Origin of the sequence: Phaeovulum sp. W22_SRMD_FR3 (genome assembly GCF_052113705.1) — a bacterium.
In the GTDB taxonomy this organism is placed as follows: Bacteria; Pseudomonadota; Alphaproteobacteria; order Rhodobacterales; family Rhodobacteraceae; genus JBGQOG01.
Genome location: NZ_JBGQOG010000005.1, coordinates 309,037 through 328,683 on the forward strand (window position 1 = coordinate 309,037; position 19,647 = coordinate 328,683).

A 19,647-nucleotide genomic window follows, 5' to 3' on the forward strand; every position below is an offset into this window, starting at 1 on the left:
GTGGTCTGTTGCGGGACCGGAGCCCGTCATATGACGGTTGCGACGGGGGTGCCGATACGCAGACCCGCCCCCACCCCCGCCCCCGCCCGCTGCGGTGGCGGCAAGCGGGGGTCATCTGTCTCCTTCTGCGTCGGTTCAGGCCAACCAATCGGCATCAATTTCGGGCAGCGGAACCGCCGCGATCAGCTTTTGGGTGACAGCCGAGGCGGGCCGCGCAAAGACCTCCTCCACCCGGCCCTGTTCAACAATCTCACCGTGATTGAGCACGATCACATGGCTGCACAAATGCCGGATCACGCTGAGATCATGGCTGATAAAGGCCACCGTCAGCCCCATCTCGCGCGCCAGATCCTGCAAGAGCGCCAGAACGCGGGCCTGACTGGACACATCCAGCCCGGAGACGATTTCATCGGCCAGAATGAACCGGGGCCGCACGGCGATGGCGCGGGCGATGCCCACCCGTTGCCGCTGGCCGCCGGACAGCTCATGCGGGAACCGCTCGGCAAAGGCCGGGCCCAGACCCACCCGCTCCAGCACGGCTTCGGCATCCGCGCGGCTGCCCCCGATGCCAAACCGCCGCATCGGTGCCGCGACGATCTGCCAGACCCGGTGCCGGGGATTGAGCGAGGACATCGGGTCCTGAAAGATCATCTGCAAATCCCGGCGCAGCGGCGCCAGATCCGCCTCGGGGTGCTGCGCAATATCCTGCCCGTCCCAGAGCACGCGCCCGGCATCGGGGCGCAGGAGCCGCACCATCACCCGGCCGAGCGTGGATTTGCCCGAACCGCTTTCGCCGACAATCCCGGTGACAGACCCTTCGGGGATCTCGAAATCCAGCCCCTTCAGCACCTCAATCCGCGGCGCTTTGCCAAAGAGCGGCTTGGCCGCGCGGTCTGCGAACGAGAGCCGCAACCCCTCCACCCGAAACAACGGTTGCGGGGCAGGCAGGGGCCGCGGTCCGGCGGGCAGGGCAGGGGGCAGACTGGGGATCGGAACGACACTCATGCGGTGAACCTCGCGGCGGCGGCCTGCTCGGCGCGCAGGGCGGCAATCACCGCCTCGGGCACCGGCGCAAAGGCGGCTGTGGGATGGGCGTAATTGGGCGTGGCGCGGATCAGGGCGGCGGTATAGGCGTGATCGGGCGCGGTCATCAGCTTTGCCGTCGGACCGGATTCCACGATCCGACCGTTGTAGAGCACGGTCACGCTTTGGCTGATCTTGGCCACCACCCCCATGTCATGGGTGACAAAGAGGACGGCGGTTCCCGTCTCTTCCTGCAGGCCGCGGATGATCCGCAAAATCTCGCGTTGCACGGTCACATCCAGTGCGGTTGTCGGCTCATCGGCCACGATCAGACGGGGGGCGGGCGCAAAGGCCGCGGCGATCAGCACCCGCTGCCGCATCCCGCCCGAAAGCTCATGCGGATAGCTGCGCATGACCCGGCCGGGGTTGCGGATCTGCACCCGGTCGAGCAGGTCCAGCGCCTTGGCCTCGGCCCGCGCGCGCGACCAGCCGTGAATGCGCACCAAAGGATCGGTGATCTGCACGCCGATCTTGCGCACCGGGTTCAGCGCGGTCAGCGGATCCTGCGGAATGAGCGCGGCCACTTCGGCAACCCGCTGCCGGCGTTGCCGGGGCGTCAGACCGCCGAGCGGGGCACCGCCCAGCATAATCTCGCCCTCGGGCATTTTCAGACCGGGCGGCAAAATGCCCAGCACCGCCTTGCCGATCATTGATTTCCCGGCGCCGCTTTCGCCGACCAGCGCGCGCACCTCGCCGGGGGCCACGTTCAGCGAGACTTGGTCGAGGAGGCGGTGCCCGTCCGGCAAGGCGATGGCCAGATTGGTGATTTCAAGCATCTGTGTCATCGCAGCACCGGGTCAAAGCGGAGTTTAAGCCCCTCGCCCAGCTGCGAAAAGCTGAGCACAGTGAGGAACAGGGTGATCAGCGGCGCCATCAGCACCCACCAGGCGAAATGCAGCGAGGCGCGGCCCTCGGCGATCATGCCGCCCCAGGTGGGCGCGTCGGAGGAGAGCGAGAGATTGACGAAGCTCAGGATGGCCTCGACGATCACCGCGATGCCCATTTCGAGCGAGAGAAGCGCAAGGATGGTGGGCAGCACATTGGGCAGGATTTCCTGCCGCAGGATCGCAAAGCGGCTGGCGCCGCCGATGCGGGCGCTGTCGACATAATCCATCTGGCTTTGCACCATGGTTTCGGCGCGCACCACCCGCGCAAAGCGCGTCCAGTCGATCAGCGCGATCGCGAGGATGACCGAAGTGAGCCCGGTGCCGATCACCGCCACCAGCAAAATGGCGAACAGAACCGGCGGAAACGCCATCCAGATGTCCACCAGACGCGAGATCAGCCGGTCCCACCAGCCACCGTAAAAGCCGGCCAGAAGCCCGAGGATCGAGCCGGTCACGGCAGCGGCCAGTGCCGCCGTGGCGCTGACGATCAGCGCGATCCGGGCGCCGTAGATCAGCCGCGACAGCACATCACGGCCCAGACTGTCGGTGCCCAGAAGATAACCCGGCTCGGCCCCGGGCGCCCAGGCGGGGGGCAGCCGCTCCAGCATCAGATCCTGCGCGAGCGGATCATGCGGCGCCACCAGCGGCGCAAAAATCGCGGCCAGCAGCAGGAGCGACAGCCAGGCCAGCGGCAGCCACAGCCGCAGGTTCAGCGGGCGTCGGCGCGGCGCCGCGCGGGGCGCGGAAAGGGTGGTTTCAACCATGACGCATCCTCGGGTTCAGCAGGGCATAGGACAGATCGACCAGCAGATTGATGGTGATGAACAGCGCCGCAAACAGCAGCACGATGGCCTGTATCAGCGGCAGATCGCGGTTGATCACCGCATCAATCGCCATATTGCCCAGGCCCTCATATGAGAACAGCCGCTCCACGATGACGGTGCCGCCGATCAGAAAGGTGAACTGCACCCCCACCAGCGTCAGCGTCGGCAGGGCCGCATTGCGCAGGGCTTCGCGCAGGATCACCCCGGTTTCCGACAGGCCGCGCACCCGCGCCAGCGTTGCGTAATCCAGCGAGAGTTGTTCCTTGAGGCTTTGCTTCAACAGCTGCGCGATCATCGCCGCGAGCGGCAGCGCCAGCGCCAGCGCGGGCATCAACATATGCGCCAGCACATTGCCGACAATGTCAAAGCGGCCGCGCAGCACCCCCTCCAGCACAAAGAAATTGCTGGTGAAATCCACATCCAGACGCGGATCAATCCGGCCAGAGATGGAGAGCACCGGCCAGAACACCCCAAAGGCCAGGATCAGCAGCAGCCCCCAGAGGAAATCGGGCACCGACAGCGCCGCCCCGGCACCGATGTCGAGGCCCAGCTCGGTCGCGGTGCCCCGGCGTTTGGCCCCGATCACCGCGAGCGTGCCGCCCAATGCCACCGCCAGCGTCAGCGCCATCAGCGCCAGTTCCAGGGTCGCGGGCAGGCGGCTCAGCACCAGCGCATCGGCGGGCTGGCGCAGTGTGATCGAGGTGCCCCAATCGCCGGTCAGCACATTGCCCAGCCAGATGACGAACTGCGCACTCAGGCTTTTGTCAAAGCCATAGAGCGCCTTGAGCCGCAGGATATCGGCCTCGGTCGCGCCCGGGGGCAGCATCATCGCAATCGGGTTGCCGGGCGCCACCCGGACAAGGACAAAGACCACCACCGCCACGCCAAACAGCGTGGCCAGACTGGTCACTGCCCTGAGAAACAGGGATCGTAGCATTTTTTCGGCCTTGCTTGAGCAAAGGATCAGAGCGGCGCGGCGTCCGCTCTGATCGGGTCGGAGGGCGCCCGTCTCAGGCGCGGGCAATGCCCTGCGGCAGCAGATCGCCCGAGGCATAGCCGGTGACGTTCAGCGTGCTGTCAAAGACGATCGGCATCACATATTGCAAAAGCGGGATCACATAGCCCTCTTCGGCGATATGGCGCGACACGGCCTTGTACCCGGCGATGCGTTTCTCCTCATCGGGTTCCGAAAAGAGCGGGGCGATCATCCCGACCAGATCGGCGGAATCCCAGACCGAATGCGGCGAGGGGCCGAACATGGCAAAACCGGTTGAGGTTGAGGGGTCGCCGATGGAATTGCCCCAGTTGTAAAAGGCCGCCGGGGCCAGCGTGTCTGCGGCGCGCAGCTCGTAATGTTTGGCGATCTCATAGACTTCGATCTCGGCCTCGATCCCGACCTTGCGCCACATGCCAACGATGGCCTGCACCATCTCATAATCCTTGGGCTTGAAACCACGGGTGGTCTGGATGGTGAAGGTCACCGGCTTTTCCGGCGAATAGCCGGAGGCCGCCAGCAGGTCGCGGGCCTTGTCGGGGTTGTAATCCACCACGATGGTCTCGTCATAGGCGGCGTAACCCGGCACCTCCAGCGTTGACAGGGGGCGGCCGTAGCCGCGCAAAAGCCGGTCGATGATGAGCTGTTTGTCGATGGCATAATGCGCCGCCAGGCGGACATTCTTGTCCAGCATGACATCGATATCGTTCAGGAAGATCATGCCGATATCGGTGATCGGCTGCGCAATGCCGGACAGGCCGGGCAAAGCGATCAGCCGGTCATATTCTTCATAGGGCATGTTGGAGGTGACCTGCGCATTGCCGCTCTCGATTTCGGCGACGCGGCTGGCGGCATCGGTCACAAATTTCACCGTCACCGTTTCAAAGGCGGGGACACCGCCCCAATAGGTCGGGTTAGCGCGCAGGCGCACATAGGCGCCCCGCTCAAAGGCTTCGATGCGGTACGGGCCGGTGCCGATCGGGGCGGCCTCGAAACCCTCGGCCCCGACTTTTTCGTAATAGGCTTTCGGCAGGACATAGGCGGTCAGGAAGGCCATCCATTTGAACAGGGCCGGTTCGAATTCCCTGACATCGGCCGTGATAACCTGCCCGTCAACGCTGAAATTGCCGATCTTGGCCCACATGAACTGCATCGGATTGCCGGTTGCGGGATCGGCGGCGCGCTCCAGCGACCAGACGACATCTTCGGGGGTGAAGGCATCGCCATTGTGCCAGGTAACCCCGTCCCGCACCGTCAGATGGATCCGGGTCTTGTCCTCGCTGTAGCCCCAGTCGGTCAGCAGGCCCGGGCCAAAGCTCAGATCCGGTGCCTGATCGACATAGCGGTCAAACACCGCCAGATAGAGCGATTGCAGCGCCGGATTGACCGCGGCGGGGCCGGTCGTCGGGTCCCAGCTTTGCGCCGCGACGTTATAGGCGATGGTCAGATCGCCCGCAGCCTGCGCCTGTGCGCCAAAGGGCAGCACGGCCAGCCCGCCGAGGGCGGCGGAGCGGGTCAGGAAATCGCGACGGTTCAGGGTCATGGGTCTCTCCGTTGGTTTATATATAGATTTTTTATAGTTGAAGCATTTGCGCGGACGTTTCCCCGGCCGAGGCCGGGGTTACAGCTCTTGTGCGGTGAAGTAGCCGGAGCCCGCGCCGGTACCGGCGCCGGGCCAGGTCGCCGCCCCGATCAGCCGCAGGCCGCGGATCGGGGTTCGGCCATCAGCAAAGCCGCGCAGCGGGCGGAACAGGAAGTTCTGCGTCAGATGGTGCGAGCCGCAGATCTGATCGCCGCCGACGAGATTGGGGTTGGCAGCCTCCAGATCGGCGGGGGACTGCACGGTTTGCGCCAGAATGCCCGCGCGGAAACCCGGCGCCTGTTCCTCGATCAGGTCGAGCACCCGCTCGGCCATCGCCGCTTTGGCCCCGGCCCAGTCGCGGGCCGTGATCTCGCCGCGGGCATCGCCCCGGATCTCGGGGGGCATCACCCGTGCCTGCACCCAGAGCGTATGCTGGCCCTCTGGCGCGCGGCTGGGGTCAAAGACGGTCGGCTGCCCCACCACCAGCACCGGGGATGCGGGCAGCAGTCCGGCCATTGCCTGCGCATAGCACTGCGCGGCGTTATCGGCCGAGCGGCCGACATGCACATAGGCAAAGCGGCGCAGGGCCTCGGCCTGCCAAGGCACCGGGCCGGACAGCGCCAGATGGATCATCAGCGTGCCGGGCGCGTGGCGGAACCGCGTCATGCCCTGATCAAAGCGCGCCTCTCCGCTGCCGCCGGTCAGGCGGATCAGATGTTTGGGGGCCAATGTCGCCAGCACGGTCTGCGCCGCCACCGGGCCGGTCGTGGTGTCCACCCCCGTGACGCGGCCCGCCCGGTGGTGAATGGCGGTCACCTCGGTGTTGCAGCGGATCTCGCCGCCATGCGCCTCGATCATCGCCACCAGCGCGCGGGTGACCGTATCGGCACCGCCCTTGCCAATCACCATGCCCATCGCCTGACCGCCCATCGCCTCGAGATAGGGAAAGATCGCGCCACCGGCGATGTCGGGGGCGAAATCCAGATGCAGGCCCCAGCTGGACAATGCTGCGTGCAGGCGGGGGTCCTCAAAGGTCTCCTCCAGCCAGTGCCGGGGCGAGGTCAGCAGAAAGCGGCCAAGGTCCAGCAGCCCCGCCGTGCCCTGCTGCCGCCAGGCCTTCCAGAGGAATTTTGCCAATGCGCCGCGTTTCATCGGCGTGCCCAGCAAACCGCCGATAAAGCCCGCCTTTTGCGGAAATTCCGCCATCAGCGCGCGCCAGGTGGCCCGGTCTGTCTCCGAGGCAAAGGAGGCCAGCGTCTCCTCGACATCGGTCGAGACGCCCAGCCAGTCGCCGGGGGCGAGCGCCTGTGCAAAGGGGCGGGCCACCGGCACGAATTCGCAGCCATGCCGGGCCATCTCGGCGCCGTGCCGCGCCATGAAGGCGGAACCGGCGAACATCGACAGGTTCATCGCCGCGACGTCGTGGCGAAACCCGGGCAGGGTCAGCTCTTCGGTGCGCACCGCGCCCCCCGGTGTCGGGCCGCGCTCCAGCACCAGCACGCGGCGGCCGCGCGCGGCCAGATCCGCCGCCGCCACGAGCCCGTTGATCCCGGCACCAAGGATAAGGATATCGCTCATGCCCGATTGCCCGCAAAGCTGGCGACCGTGGCCAATGCCCCGTCGAGCGCCGTGCCCTTTTCATCGGCAAGGGCCGCGGTGCGCAGGCGGCGCATCCACTCGGCGGCATCGGGGCGACCCGCGAGCAGTCGCGCGCCCTCCATCACGCGGGAAAACTTGGACAGCCCGCGGGCATGCGTGTCGGAATAGCCCTTGATCAGCCGGTAGTTGGCAAAGAGCTCGGCCGCCAGGGCCCGGTCAGTTTCCGCCGCCTGCAAACAGGCCCGCAGCCAGTTTTGCACATGCGCCATCTCGGTCTCATGCCGCAAGAGACTGCGTCGCCAGGGGCGCAGCGCCGAGACCAGCCACAGCGCCAGAAACCCCGGCAGGCTGTCGGTGCGGATGCGGCGGCCCTTGTCAAAATGCTTGCCATAAAAGCGCGCCAGGCCGGTGCTGGCCTGCGCCCGCCGCCCCAGCCGCCGGGGCAGGGTGGTGGTGAATTCCTCGAACCGGGGGTGGAAATACTCGGTCAGCATCATCAGCTGTTCGCTCTTGACCGACACTTCCTGCCGCACGCGCGCAAAACGCGACGCGCGGGTCTTCAGATCGGCCACCCGCAGCAAATCGTCATAGCAGAGCGCCCGGGCAAGATATTTCGCGGCATTGACCGACATCGCATAGGGGGCGGCATCCAGAGCCAGGGTCTGCTCGAGCGCGTCGAGATAGTCGGCCCCATAGGCCGCATCCTGATAATCCACCACTTTTTGCAGCCCCAGCCGCGCCATCTCGCGCACTTCGGGGGGCAGGATGGCCAGACGGGATTGCAGCGCGGCCCAGGGGCCCTGCAGTTTCGCAGGCACATGCAGGGCCTGCGGCACGGGTGCCGCCACGGCCTCAACCGGAGGCACGGCGGTGCCTTTGGCGCAGTCATAGGCCCCGGCAAAGGCGCGCAACGACGCCTCTACCCCGCGGCCGGACCTGCGGATCACGGCTTCAAAACTCTCGCGCGGGAAGGGCAGGGCACCCGAGCCCGCCAGCGCGCCGAAGAGCGAGGCCGAGATCACCGACCCCGCCTGTTTCGCCAGCGTCTCCATGTCAAAGGCCACCACCTGATCGGCGGCAATCCCCAGCGCCGCGATCACTTCGGGGCCATCGGCGCGCCCGTCGCCGGGCGCGATCTTTTCCGACACCGCCGCGATCCGGTGGGTGGAGGCAATCAGCGTCGTCCGTCCGGGCGTGACGAAACCGCGCATCACCGCGCGCCCGGCCTCCATCAGTTCCGACGCGATCAGAATGTCGACATCACCCTCGGAGGGGGACAGGGCAAAAACCGGCATCCGCCCGGTATCGCGGCACATTTCCACGTAGTAGATGGTGGCGCCGGTCCGTTGCGCCACCCCGGCAACCGAGGTGGATTGTGCGTGATAGCCATTGGCCTCGGCAACCGCGACGATCCAGTTGGTCAGCACGCCGCCGCCCTGACCGCCCACGGCCAGCGCCGCGAGGGTGATGATGCTTTCGCCATCGGGGCCGGGCGAGCGGCGGGCGATGCGGGGGGTAACTTGCAGGTTCATCGCGGGGTCCTCACTGGAAAACGATGCGCGCGGCATCGCGGCGGGCCTGCAGCCAGCCGGTGATCCGGCCCGCAACACGGGCGCGGCGGCTCTCGGCACGCGACGGGTTGGTGACCACGCGGACCTCGTAAAAGCTGGGGCAGAGCACGGCAGCATCGGCCACCTCTCCGCAATTGCCGCAACCGACGCAGGTCTGGTCGATCGCCGCCACCGGGTCATCGCGCAGCGGATCGCCGGTATCCTTCACCGACAGCGACGGGCAGCCAGAGAGCCGCATGCAGGCGTGATCGCCGGTGCAGATGTCCTCATCGACGCCAAAGCGGGGCCGCTCGACACGTTTGCCCTCTTTGGCGGCCTTTGCCAGCAGCGGTTTGACCCGACGCTCTTTGTTCAGCATGCATTCCGACGAGGCGATGATGACCTTGGGCCCCTCTTCCTGCGAAGCCAGCGCCTCTTTCAGCGTGTCGCGCATTTTGGTGACATCATAGGTGCGGTCGATCTGGCGCACCCATTTCACCCCCATCCCCTTCACCGCCTGGGTGATGGAATTATTGGTGGATTTGGTTTTGTTCTGCGCGCGGCTGGACAGGATGTCCTGTCCGCCGGTGGCCGAGGAGTAGAAATTGTCGACGATGACGATCACGCCGTCATTCTTGTTGAACACCGCATTGCCAACGGATGAGGTCAGGCCATTGTGCCAGAATCCGCCATCGCCGACGAAAGAGATCGAGCGTTTGCCGCTCCGGTCGGTGTTCTGAAAGGCCGAAGCCGAGGCCGGCCCAAGGCCATAGCCCATCGTGGTCGCCCCGAGGTCGAAGGGCGGCATGATCGAAAACAGATGGCAGCCGATATCCGAGGCGATGTGATGTTCGCCGAGTTCCTGCTGCACCAGTTTGGTGGCGGCAAAGATCGGGCGCTCCGGGCAGCCGGTGCAAAAACCGGGCGGCCGGGCGGGCAGCATTTTCGACAGATCGGGGATCGCCACCGGGGTTTCATTGGTGGCGATCTTGGCCACCGGCAGCACCTCGGGGGCATGCGCCTCAAAAAAGGCGCCGAGGCTGTCGACCATCACCTGACCGGTATATTCACCAAATTCCGGCAACAGCCCTTTGCCTTCCAGACGGATGTGTTTCCCGGCCTTGTAAAGCATCAGGCCGATGGCCTGTTCCATGTAATTGGGCTGACCCTCTTCCAGCAAGAGGACCGCATCCTTGCCCTCGCAAAAGTCGAGGATCTGGCTTTCCAAAAGCGGATAGACGGCGTTCAGGCAGAGCATGTCGACCGAGGTTTCGCCATAGATATCCGCCAGGCCCAGACGGTTCAGCGCGCGGATGACGGTGTTGTACATCCCACCCTGCAGGATGATCCCCACCTTGCCTCTGGGGTCGCCAAAACGCTCATTGATCCCGCGCTCCAGAATGAATTTCTCGGCAGCGGGCCAGCGTTTGGTGATCTTTTCCGCCTCATGCAGATAGGTGGCGGGCGGCAGCACGATCCGGTCCAGATTGCGCGCGGGGTTCTCCAGCGCCTGCGAGACGGTCATCGCCGGGCGTTGGTTGTCACGCGCCTCGAAATGCCCGTGCACATGGCAAGAGCGGATGCGCATCTGCAGCATCACCGGGGTGTTCGAGGCCTCGGACAGCTCAAACGCATCCCCCACCGCCTTCACGATCGAGGGCAGGTTCGGGCGCGGATCCAGCAGCCAGACCTGCGATTTCATCGCGAAAGCATGGCTGCGTTCCTGCATGATCGAGGAGCCTTCGCCGTAATCCTCGCCGATGATGATCAGCGCGCCCCCGGTCACGCCGCCGGACGCCAGATTGGCCAGCGCATCCGAGGCTACATTGGTGCCGACGGTGGATTTGAACGTCACCGCGCCGCGGATCGGATAGTGCACCGAGGCGGCCAGCATGGCGGTGGCCGTGGCCTCTGAAGCCGAGGCCTCAAAATGCACGCCGAGGTCGGACAGGATCTCCTGACTGTCGGCCAGCACATCCATCAGATGCGAGATCGGCGAGCCCTGGTAGCCGCCGACATAGCCGACGCCATTCTCCAGCAAAGCCTTGGTGATGGCGAGGATGCCCTCACCCGAGAAGGTCTCGCCCGCTCCCATTTTCAGTTTCTGGACTTCCTTGGCGAAGGATCTTTCGGCCATGGGTGGTCTCCCGTTCTTGTGCATAGGTGAGGGGCAGGGGCCGGGCAGGTCGCCACGGCGCCGCCCCGTCAGAAATCGTGGTGCCGGATGCCGCGCAACACGCGGGACAGCAGCGTGTTTAAGAGGACACGTTCCTCGGAGGTGAGGCTGGCGAGCATGGTTTCGCGCATCCGTTCCATCTCGGGCCAGGCGGTCTGATGGGCGATTTTCCCGGCCTCGGTCAGATGGATCATCCGCACGCGGCTGTCGGTGTCGCCGGTTTCCCGCCGGATCAGCCCGGTGTTTTCCATGCCATCCAATGTGCGCGACAGGGTCGAGGGTTTGATCACTGTCAGCACAGATAAGTCGTTGATGTTGAAGGGCCCGCCCTCGGCCAGCACCGTCAGTGCGCGCATTTGCGGCACGGTGACCCCCACGGCTTTCAGCGCATCTTCGACACCCCGGTTATAGCGCGCCATGATGCGGTTCATCAGATAGGGGGTAAAAGCCTCCAGCGCGCGGACATCGGAAGGGGTGCGGGGATCGGTCACTTCAGGATCTCCTGCGCCGTGAGCAGGCCGGAGCCGCCCGAGAGGCCCGGCCCCGGATGCGTCGAGGCGCCGATATGCCAGAGGTTCTTGATCCCGGTGTCATGGCGTTTGCTGTCGGCAAACGGGCGCCAGGCGAAAAACTGGTCCAGCCCGCAGGCGCCGCCATAGGGATCGCCGCCGACAAGATTGGTATTCATCGCGTGCAGATCCGCAGGGGATATTGCGCGCCGGGTCACGATCCTATCGCGCAGGCCGGGGATGTGCTGCGCCAGAATGGCCTCGGCCCGGTCGGCAAAGGCTTCGCGCAACGCTTCGGTCCAGCGGCCGTCGGCGGGAGTCTCGATCCGCCCCGCCGCATCGCCTTTCACCACGCGCGGGGCCTCGGGCAGTTGCAGCCACAAGACGCTTTGTCCCGCAGGCGCGCGGCTGGGATCGGCGGCGCAGGGCTGGCCGACGCAGATTGTCGGGACTTCCGGCAAAAGCCCGCGCTCGCATTCATTGCCCGCCTTGGAGACGCCATCGAGCCCGGGTGTCAGATGCAAAAGCTGCACGTTTTCCAACCCCGGCGTGGCCCAGTTGACCGGCCCTTTCAACGCGTAATGCAGCTGAAAATTGCCTTTGCCGTAGCGGTATTTGCGCAATTGTTCTGCGCGCTCGGGGGCCTTGAGCAAACCATCATACAGCTGATGCGGGGTGACGGATGCCAGAACGCCCCCGGCCCGGATCTCTTCGCCCGAAGTCAGCCGGAGGCCGCGTGCCTTGCCGCCGCTGACCACAATTTCCGCGACATCGGCCGAGGTGCGGATGCTGCCGCCGTTCTCGATGATGATCGCCGACAAGGCCCGCACCATCTGCGCGGCCCCGCCCTTGACGACGGGCGCGCCCGCCGCCTCCAGCGCAAAGCCGATCACCTGTCCCATCTGGCCGGAAAATGCCGCCTCCGGCCCCAATCCGGCATGCAGACACCAGGGTGCCCAGAGGGCCCGCGACAGGTCGCTGTCAAAAGAGGTTTCCAGCCAGCCGCGCATCGAGGTCAGTGCGCCACCCATCGTCGCCAACAGGCCGTGCGGGCCACGCCGCCAGGCCTCTTTGCCCAGCAGTTTCGCGGTGGATGCCGACCAGGGGTCGCCGCCCATCAGCCCGAAGAGCAGGCCCGCATTGCCGCCAAACGCCGCAAGATCGGCGGCAAGCCGGTCGCCGTCGCCGGGCGCGGCGGCGTTGAAGGCCGCGACATTCGCGGCACGGTCGCGGCTGTAGACCAGCGCGCGGCCATCGGGCAGCAGCACGCCGGTGGGGGTGTCGGTGGCGCAAAACGCAAGCCCGTGCCGGACCAGATCCCCGGCCAGCGCCGCATGGGCGCCGCCGGTGACCCAGAGCACGAAGGTGGTCGCCAAAGGGTCATGGATCACCCCCGGCGCCAGTTCGGCGCTTTGCATGCAACCGCCCGCGACCGCCTCGCGCTCACACAGCACCACCCGCTTGCCCGCTTTGGCAAGCAAGGCCCCCGCGGTCAGCGCATTGATCCCGGAACCGATGATGGCAAAATCGAGCGCGGCCATGCGATGCTCCTATGCCGCGGGCACGAGCGCCAGCGCCCGGATCGGAGAGCCGGTGCCGTTTTCGATCTTCAGCGGCGCGGTGATCAGGATCGCGCCTTTGGCGGGCAGCTTGTCCAGATTGGTCAGCGAGGCGAGGCCGTAGCGGTTGTGTTTGTGCAGCAGGTTATGCGCCGGATAGGGGGGCTGCATGCCGCCCGCCATCCCGGCATCGGTGCCGATGCATTGCGTGCCCCAACCCAGCGCCTTTTTCTCCATCAGATATTCGATGCAATCGACCGAGGGCCCCGGCGTATGCGGCCCGGTTTCATCGGCGTTCAGGAACTTGCCCGCGTCGGTGTTATACTGGTCCCAATCGGTGCGCATCAGCACCCATTCGCCCTCTTTGATCGGGCCATGTTCGGCCTCCCAGGCGATGACACCGGCTTTGGTCAGCAGGAAGTCGCTGTCGGCCGATGCCGCGGCCGCGCAGTCGATGACATTGCAGGCGGCGACGAAGTTTTGCGGATCAATGGTGTCGGTGGCGCCATCAGGATAATCCTTGCCGGTGATCCAGTGATGGGGCGCATCGAAATGGGTGCCGGAATGCTCGCCGAGTTTCAGCCAGTTCCAGGCCCAAAACGGACCACGGTCGCCATAGCGTGAAATGGCGTGGATCTCGATCGGCGGCGTGTCATCGGCAAATTCCGGCGGCAGCTTCAGCAGTGGTGTGTTCGGGCCAAGAACGGCGGTGCAATCCACCACCTTCACCCCGCCCGAGGCGAGGGCAGTGGCAAGCATGGAAAGGGTTTCGGTTTCGGTCATCTTGATCTCCCTGGATGTTGTGCCGTCTTTGCGGGCGCTTGGATATATGCAAATGCAGATTTATTTAAGCTTCAAGTATAAAGTAGTTTTTGAAGTCAGATTTCCGGAGGATAGGGGTTTGCGGTGGTGATGTTGCAGTATTCGCCTAAATATTAGGCATACTGGCGTGCCTGAGCGGGGTTTTGGCTGTCGCCCCGGGGCGAGATATTGCGAACTTAAAGGAATCGACAGAAGGCTTCCGGCCCCCACGGCAGCCGAATGCGTGGGGGCCGGGCGAAAGAGGGCTATGGCTTTCCCCTTCCGGTTCAGGCCACCGCTTTCAGGCGGTGGAACTTTGATCGGGCGTAGACAAGGGCATCGCCCGGGGCGAGCGCGGCGTCGTCGATGCCGCCCACAAAGATGCAATGGCTGCCGGTCTCGGTCGTGGCCAGCACCGCGCAAGACAGGCTGGCGAGGGCGCCGCGCAAGCGGGGCAGGCCGAAGGGGCAGCTGTCCCATCCTCCAAGCGCGAATTTCTCCGCCCCGCTTTTGCCGGTGGCCCCGGCGAATTGCAGCGCGACCTCGGTCTGGGTCTGGTCCAGCAGCTGCACGCTGAAGCGGCCGCTGCGCAGGATTTCGGCGCAGGTGCCGGTCTTGCGGTTGACGCAGACCAGCAGGCTGGGCGGGCTGTCGGATACCGAACAGACCGCGGTTGCGGTGATCCCGCGGCGCAGATCGCCGCTGCCGGTGGTGATCAGCGTCACCGCGCCGGGAAACAGCCCCATCGCGTTGCGGAAAGTGGGAATGTCGATGCCCATGGCTCAGGCCGCCTGCAGCCGGGTGAGATATTCGGTTGCCGCGTTTTCCTCGGCGAACCACGGGAAGAAATCGCGCGGATCATCAAAGGCATTGGCAATCCGCCGGGCCAGCGCCGGGGCCGCCTGCGCGGTCCCCATGATGTTCAGGACGAAGGGCGGCGGTGGCAAGAGCATCATGTTGGTCCAGCGCACCACCCATTGCGCATAGTCCCAGAACCGCTCAAAGGTCGCTTTCATCCAGAGCTCGTCAAACGGATGCTCGCCCTGGGCCAGAATGGCGTCGAGATAGATCGCGGCGGCCTTGGCGGCATTGTTGGCACCCTGTCCGGTGATCGGGTCGTTCAGACAGACCGCATCGCCGAGGCCGAGGACTTTCGCCCCCGAGGGCAAGGTGGCGACCGGCTTGCGCACCGTCGGCGCAAAGCGCCCCGCCAGCACGCCATTCTCATCGGTCAGCTCGACATTGCGGCAGCGGTCATATTCCCACGGCACAAAGGTTTTCAGGATCTGCAGCGAGGTGTCCAGATGCGCCTGCGCCGTGGTGGCCGATTTCCAGCAATCCATCGGCCCGCCGGGGATGCCCTCAAACACCATGATCTCGCAGGGGCCAGATTTGGTCAGCGCCGGGAAGACGAAATACTCGCCCACGCCCGGGATCAGGTTGAAATTCACCGCCGAATGCTGCGGGCGCGGGGTCATTCCGTGCACATAGGTCAGCGCCAGTGCCCGTTGCGGCGCGTCAAACGGCGAGCGGGCGGCGTCGCGTTCAAACAGCTTGCCGATCTCGCCCTTGCCCGAGGCGACCAAGACCAGATCGGTGGCCTTGGCTTCGGTCTCCAGCAGGGCAATATCGGCGGTGGCAATCTGCAACACCCCGCCCAGACGGCAGAATTCCGCCAGCCAGGCCGGCATCTTCACGCGCTGATCCACCGATTGGCCGTAGTGATCCAGCCGTGCCGACCAGTCGAGCGCTTTGCCCGAACCCTCCGGCGCGGGCACCGAAAAGGCGATCCCTTCAACCGGTGGGCAGGTCTCGGCCCAGAAATCGATGCCGAGCGCCCGTTCGTGGTCCAGCGCCGCGTTGAACTGGCACTGCGAGGATTGAACCTTGCCTGCGGCGATCTGATCGGCCGTGCGATCCTGCACGACCTTCACCTGATAACCCTTTTTCAGCAGGCCAATGGCCAGTTGCAGGCCCGACTGGCCGCCGCCGACGATGGTGATGCGTTTCATGTCTGTCTCCTGTTGGATGATCGGCCTGCTCTGCTGCGGCCTGTTGCTTTTGAGAAAGGGCTGACGGCGCGCGTCAGTCCATCAGCCGGGGAATGGCAGGGGCCGCGCCCTCAGGGCCCATGGCGCTGTAGCCGCCGTCGACCCGCAGATCGGTGCCGGTGATAAAGCTGGCATCGTCGGAGCAGAGGAAGAGAATGGCTGAGGCCACCTCTTCCGGGTCGGCGACGCGGGGCATCAGGTGGTAATCCGCCCCGACGCGGTCGGTTCTGGCGCGGTCGCCGCCGGTCAGGCTGTCCATGATGTTCGACCAGGTCCAGCCCGGCGAGACCGCGTTCACCCGGATGCCCTCAGGGGCCAGATCCATTGCCTGATTGCGGGTCAGCTGCAGGATTGCCGCCTTGCTCACCGGATAGAGCCAGCGCCCGGTCTGCGCCACACGCGCCGAGATCGAGCCGAAATTGACGATCGCGCCCCGGGTCCTGGCCAGTTCACCGCGCGCGGCCTGCATCAGCATGACCGACCCCACGAGGTTCACATCCAGCGCCTCCAGCCATTCCGCGCGGCTGCTCTCGGCGCCCTTGTCCAGATATGTCGCCGCCACATTCACCAGAAAGTCGATGCGGCCAAACCGTTCCGTGGCGGTGGCCACCACGCGGGCGATATCGGCATCACGGCGCAGATCCGCCTCAACAAATGCCACCTCCGGGCCTGCGAGGGCCAGACCCCCTGCGCGGTCGATGTCAGCGACAACAACCCGCACCCCCGCTGCGGTAAAGGCCGCGACGACGGCGGCGCCGATCTTGGTGGCACCCCCCGGAACAATGGCAACCTTGCCCGCCAATCCGCGCATTTCCGTCTCCCTGCTTTTCATGATTTTGTCATCAAAGCTTGCCGGAGCCGGGGGCCGTCGGACTATCCGCTCACCGAAACCGGTATCCGCATTGCGCAATTAAATGTTTCATGGATAAAATAGCCGCTCAGGAGGATCAGCCATGGTTCCGGAATCTGCGATCTGGACGGGCCAAACCACCCCCGGGGTGTTGCCGTTGGCAAGCCGTCCGCTGTTTGACTGTCTTGATCTGGATGAGGCGCGGGCCCGCGTGGCGCGCGTCTATTGCGACCACCGTCTTGAGCAGATCGGGGCGGGGGTCTTTCATGCCTGCCACAACCGTCTTGCGGGGCGCAATCTTTCGATCAATGTCATGACATATGGGGCAAAAACGCTGATTGCGCCCGGCGCGCTCGAGCGGTTTTATCTGTTTCAGTTTCCCCTGAGCGGTCACGCGTCGGTCACCAACGGCCGCAACCAGCACGAGATCGGCGGCGGGCAATCGGGCGTCCTCAACCCCGAAGATGAGACCTGCATGATCTGGAGCGAGGGCTGCACGCAGCTGCTGTTGCAGGTGGACCGGCAGGCGCTGATGGCGGCGGCGCGGACGCATTTCGGGCTGCCCGAGGGGCAAAGGCTGCGATTCACCGGGGCGAATGACATGCGTCAGGGCGCGGGCCGGGCCTTTCTCGACCTGGTGCAATTTGCGATGGCTGAGGCGGAGCGGGGCGGTGGTTTGCTGGGCAGCGACAGTCTGATGGCGGGGCAGCTGGAGCAAACCCTGCTGCTGGGTCTGCTGGAAACCCAGCGGCACAATCTGATGCCGCCTTCGTCTGACCGCAGCGGCGGGCCCGTGCCGCGCATGGTGCGGTTGGCCGAAGCCTATATGCGGGAGAACCTGGGTGCAGAGATCACGCTGGATGAGCTGGCCCGCGCTTCGGGCAGCAGTGAGCGTGCCTTGCAAATGGCTTTTCGGGCGCATCGGGGGCGGCCGCCGCTGACCGTTTTGCGCGATCTGCGGATGGAGCGCGCCTGGCAGGAGCTGAGCCATCCGGCGCCCGACACCTCGGTGACCGAGGTGGCCACCCGGCTGGGGTTTTTTCATCTGGGCCGCTTTGCCGAGAATTACCGCAAGAAATTCGGCTGCACCCCGGTTGAGACGCTGCGCGCTGCGCGGTTTCAATAGGGGTTCAGGCGCCCCTTGCGGCGGGCTTCGCCGGAATGGCCCACGGTCGATTGATCGGTGCCGTTTCGCGTGCTGCAGGCTTTCGCGCGCGCAGTGCCGCTGGGATGCATGTCTGAGACAAGGCGGCGCGTTGACCGCCCGGCGCACCTAACCCTTGTGGCGGATGTCGAGCATGATCGAGATCCCGCGCGCGGCATCGGTTTCGCTCACGTTTTCAAACATTTCATCAATCCAGCCCAGATGCGCGCCGGTCATTTCATCCATCAGCGCGCGCCCCTTGTCGGTGATTTTCACCAAAAACGCGCGGCGGTCGCTTTCGACGGTTTGGCGCTCCAGCAGCCCTTGCGTCACCAGACGGTCCACCACCCCGGTGACATTGCCGTTTGACACCACGAGTTGCAGTGACAATTCGCTCATCTTCATCCCCTCTGGGGCCGCATGCAGCGCGGCCAGCACGTCAAAGCGGGACAAAGTGGTGTCATATCCTGAGCGCAGCTTTTCGCGCAGGTCGCTTTCCACATGCCGGACCGCTTTCAGCATTTGCAGCCACAGGCGCAGCCGCTGGCGGGCAAGGGCGCTGTCTCTGACCTGATGTTGGCTCTCTTCGGGCACCGGAGCATCCTTCACATGTTTCAACCTGAGGTATTTTATACATCAATGGTCTGGAAAGAAAACTGCCGAAGCCTGCACCATCGCAGACGATGGAGAAAAGACGCATCCGACGTGGCAGATGCGCCGCAATCCGCTGCCGGAATCCCGCGGGCAAACGGGCAAAAGCCAGCAGTCTGAAATAAATCCTCTGGGCCGGGTCAGGCCGCGAGTTTGCGCGGTTTGCCCTCGGCATCGACGGCGACCATGACTACCTGCGCAGTCAGGATGCGTTTCGGCGCGGTGTCAGGCTCTGCCCAGAGCGTGAACTGCAGGGTGAAGGAGGTGTTGCCCTTGCGCAGGATTTCGGCGGTCATGTCGACGGCTGTGCCGGGCGTGAGCGGGGCGTGAAATCTGGCCTCCTGCAGGCTGAGGATCAGGGCATCCCCGCCCGAGACGCGGCGGCCCGCGATCCCGGCTGCGGTGTCAAGCGCGCCAAGGATCCAGGCACCGGTGACGGCCCCCTTCGGGGTCACCTGATCAAAAGGCGCCGCGGTCCGCAGCACCAGATCGCCCTGCGGTGCGGTGGGCAGCGCCTGCGGTGCGGGGGTGTCAGCCATGCGGGATCACCGCAGTGGCTTCGATCTCGATCTTCGCGTCATCTTCCATCAGCGCCACCACCTGCACCACGGCCATTGCCGGGAAATGCCGCCCGATGATCTCGCGGTAGGCGGCGCCAAAGTCGCGCAGATTGGCCAGATATTCCTGTTTGTCGGTGATGTACCAGGTCAGCCGCACCAGATGTTCGGGGGCCGCACCGGCCGCCTCCAGCACGGCGACGATATTGATCAGCGTCTGGCGAAACTGGCCCAGCATATCCTGATGTTCCCAGACCTGCTGGGCGTTCCAGCCGACAAGGCCGCCGGTGACAACCATGCGGCCCTCTGCCAGCATCCCGTTGGCATAGCCTTTTGCCGGTACCCAGCCATCGGGCTGCAGGAACATGTGCGGGGTGAGTGCGGTCATATCAACGTCTTTCCTGGGTCAACTGTCTTTGGTGTCGGGCGGGGTCAGCAGATAGCGCGCCATCGCGCGGCGCACCGCGTCAGGCCAGGGCGAGGAATGCCCCTGAGACAGCCGCGCATGGATCACGGTCGCCTCGCCGGTGAAACGCGTCTCGCCTGCGCAGGAGCACGTCAGGGCAAAGGTGGCCGAAGCGCTGCCCAAAGCCTTGATCTGCAGCGTGAAATCCAGCCAATCCTCAAGCCGCGACGGCGCGAGGAAGCGGATGTTGATTGCGCCCAGCGGGGTGCCTGCACCGTCTTGCGCGGCCATTCGGGCCCAGCTGTGGCCGACGCCATCCGCAAAGAACCGCTCGGTCAGGGCCGAGATCATCTCAAAATAGCGCGGGTAGAAAACGATCCCGGCGGGGTCGCAGTGGTTGAATTCGACCTGTCGGCGCAGGGTG

At 65.2% G+C, this 19,647-nt stretch carries 19 protein-coding genes; 1 reads left to right on the top strand and 18 read right to left on the bottom strand.

From position 1 onward, the window contains the following. Window positions 1-135: 135 nt before the first annotated feature. The 14 genes from ACEN2S_RS09475 to ACEN2S_RS09540 form a co-directional block, all read right to left on the bottom strand. The gene (locus tag ACEN2S_RS09475; RefSeq protein ID WP_441865447.1) at window positions 136-1,005 is read right to left on the bottom strand and encodes an ABC transporter ATP-binding protein; all 870 of its coding nucleotides are present in this window, start codon (window positions 1,003-1,005) and stop codon (window positions 136-138) included. After that, entirely contained in the window at window positions 1,002-1,868 is an 867-nt protein-coding gene (locus ACEN2S_RS09480; protein WP_441865449.1) for an ABC transporter ATP-binding protein, read from the bottom strand. Before ACEN2S_RS09480 ends, ACEN2S_RS09475 begins: the two co-directional genes overlap by 4 nt. Continuing rightward, window positions 1,865-2,734 (bottom strand): ABC transporter permease, encoded by an 870-nt coding sequence (locus ACEN2S_RS09485; RefSeq protein WP_441865450.1) that lies wholly within the window; start codon window positions 2,732-2,734, stop codon window positions 1,865-1,867. Before ACEN2S_RS09485 ends, ACEN2S_RS09480 begins: the two co-directional genes overlap by 4 nt. Continuing rightward, window positions 2,727-3,731 (bottom strand): ABC transporter permease, encoded by a 1,005-nt coding sequence (locus ACEN2S_RS09490; protein ID WP_441865453.1) that lies wholly within the window; start codon window positions 3,729-3,731, stop codon window positions 2,727-2,729. Before ACEN2S_RS09490 ends, ACEN2S_RS09485 begins: the two co-directional genes overlap by 8 nt. Before the next feature lie 73 nt (window positions 3,732-3,804). Continuing rightward, window positions 3,805-5,331: an ABC transporter substrate-binding protein gene (locus tag ACEN2S_RS09495; protein ID WP_441865455.1), complete on the bottom strand. Its 1,527-nt coding sequence runs from the start codon at window positions 5,329-5,331 to the stop codon at window positions 3,805-3,807. A gap of 78 nt (window positions 5,332-5,409) precedes the next feature. After that, window positions 5,410-6,948 (bottom strand): phytoene desaturase family protein, encoded by a 1,539-nt coding sequence (locus ACEN2S_RS09500; RefSeq protein WP_441865458.1) that lies wholly within the window; start codon window positions 6,946-6,948, stop codon window positions 5,410-5,412. Continuing rightward, on the bottom strand, window positions 6,945-8,501 hold the full coding sequence (locus ACEN2S_RS09505) for an indolepyruvate oxidoreductase subunit beta family protein (RefSeq protein WP_441865460.1): 1,557 nt from the start codon (window positions 8,499-8,501) through the stop codon (window positions 6,945-6,947). The genes ACEN2S_RS09500 and ACEN2S_RS09505 overlap by 4 nt, the downstream gene beginning before the upstream one ends. 10 nt (window positions 8,502-8,511) lie before the next feature. Further along, on the bottom strand, window positions 8,512-10,656 hold the full coding sequence (locus ACEN2S_RS09510) for a thiamine pyrophosphate-dependent enzyme (RefSeq protein WP_441865463.1): 2,145 nt from the start codon (window positions 10,654-10,656) through the stop codon (window positions 8,512-8,514). A gap of 68 nt (window positions 10,657-10,724) precedes the next feature. Further along, the gene (locus ACEN2S_RS09515) at window positions 10,725-11,186 is read right to left on the bottom strand and encodes a MarR family winged helix-turn-helix transcriptional regulator (RefSeq protein WP_441865465.1); all 462 of its coding nucleotides are present in this window, start codon (window positions 11,184-11,186) and stop codon (window positions 10,725-10,727) included. Further along, a complete protein-coding gene (locus tag ACEN2S_RS09520; RefSeq protein WP_441865468.1) occupies window positions 11,183-12,745 on the bottom strand; it encodes a phytoene desaturase family protein in 1,563 nt (520 codons plus the stop codon). Before ACEN2S_RS09520 ends, ACEN2S_RS09515 begins: the two co-directional genes overlap by 4 nt. A gap of 9 nt (window positions 12,746-12,754) precedes the next feature. Continuing rightward, window positions 12,755-13,546, bottom strand: a complete 792-nt coding sequence (locus tag ACEN2S_RS09525) for a cyclase family protein (protein ID WP_441865471.1) — start codon at window positions 13,544-13,546, stop codon at window positions 12,755-12,757. Between the two features lie 305 nt (window positions 13,547-13,851). Continuing rightward, window positions 13,852-14,343 (bottom strand): flavin reductase family protein, encoded by a 492-nt coding sequence (locus tag ACEN2S_RS09530; protein WP_441865474.1) that lies wholly within the window; start codon window positions 14,341-14,343, stop codon window positions 13,852-13,854. Window positions 14,344-14,346: 3 nt separating this feature from the next. Beyond that, complete coding sequence (locus ACEN2S_RS09535) at window positions 14,347-15,576, bottom strand: styrene monooxygenase/indole monooxygenase family protein (protein WP_441865477.1); 1,230 nt, start codon at window positions 15,574-15,576, stop codon at window positions 14,347-14,349. Between the two features lie 73 nt (window positions 15,577-15,649). Next, complete coding sequence (locus tag ACEN2S_RS09540; RefSeq protein WP_441865479.1) at window positions 15,650-16,447, bottom strand: SDR family oxidoreductase; 798 nt, start codon at window positions 16,445-16,447, stop codon at window positions 15,650-15,652. A 121-nt stretch (window positions 16,448-16,568) separates the two neighbouring features. Between ACEN2S_RS09540 and ACEN2S_RS09545 the strand changes: the two genes are divergently transcribed. Continuing rightward, the gene (locus tag ACEN2S_RS09545; RefSeq protein WP_441865481.1) at window positions 16,569-17,591 is read left to right on the top strand and encodes an AraC family transcriptional regulator; all 1,023 of its coding nucleotides are present in this window, start codon (window positions 16,569-16,571) and stop codon (window positions 17,589-17,591) included. 147 nt (window positions 17,592-17,738) lie between these two features. Here ACEN2S_RS09545 and ACEN2S_RS09550 read toward each other — a convergent pair whose 3' ends face one another. The 4 genes from ACEN2S_RS09550 to ACEN2S_RS09565 all read right to left on the bottom strand — a co-directional run. Beyond that, window positions 17,739-18,203 (bottom strand): MarR family winged helix-turn-helix transcriptional regulator, encoded by a 465-nt coding sequence (locus ACEN2S_RS09550; RefSeq protein ID WP_441865484.1) that lies wholly within the window; start codon window positions 18,201-18,203, stop codon window positions 17,739-17,741. Window positions 18,204-18,400: 197 nt separating this feature from the next. After that, window positions 18,401-18,799: a hotdog domain-containing protein gene (locus tag ACEN2S_RS09555; RefSeq protein ID WP_441865486.1), complete on the bottom strand. Its 399-nt coding sequence runs from the start codon at window positions 18,797-18,799 to the stop codon at window positions 18,401-18,403. Further along, entirely contained in the window at window positions 18,792-19,205 is a 414-nt protein-coding gene (locus ACEN2S_RS09560) for a RidA family protein (RefSeq protein ID WP_441865488.1), read from the bottom strand. The genes ACEN2S_RS09555 and ACEN2S_RS09560 overlap by 8 nt, the downstream gene beginning before the upstream one ends. A gap of 18 nt (window positions 19,206-19,223) precedes the next feature. Beyond that, a partial coding sequence (locus tag ACEN2S_RS09565) for an acyl-CoA thioesterase (protein WP_441865490.1) occupies window positions 19,224-19,647 on the bottom strand: 424 nt, incomplete at its 5' end.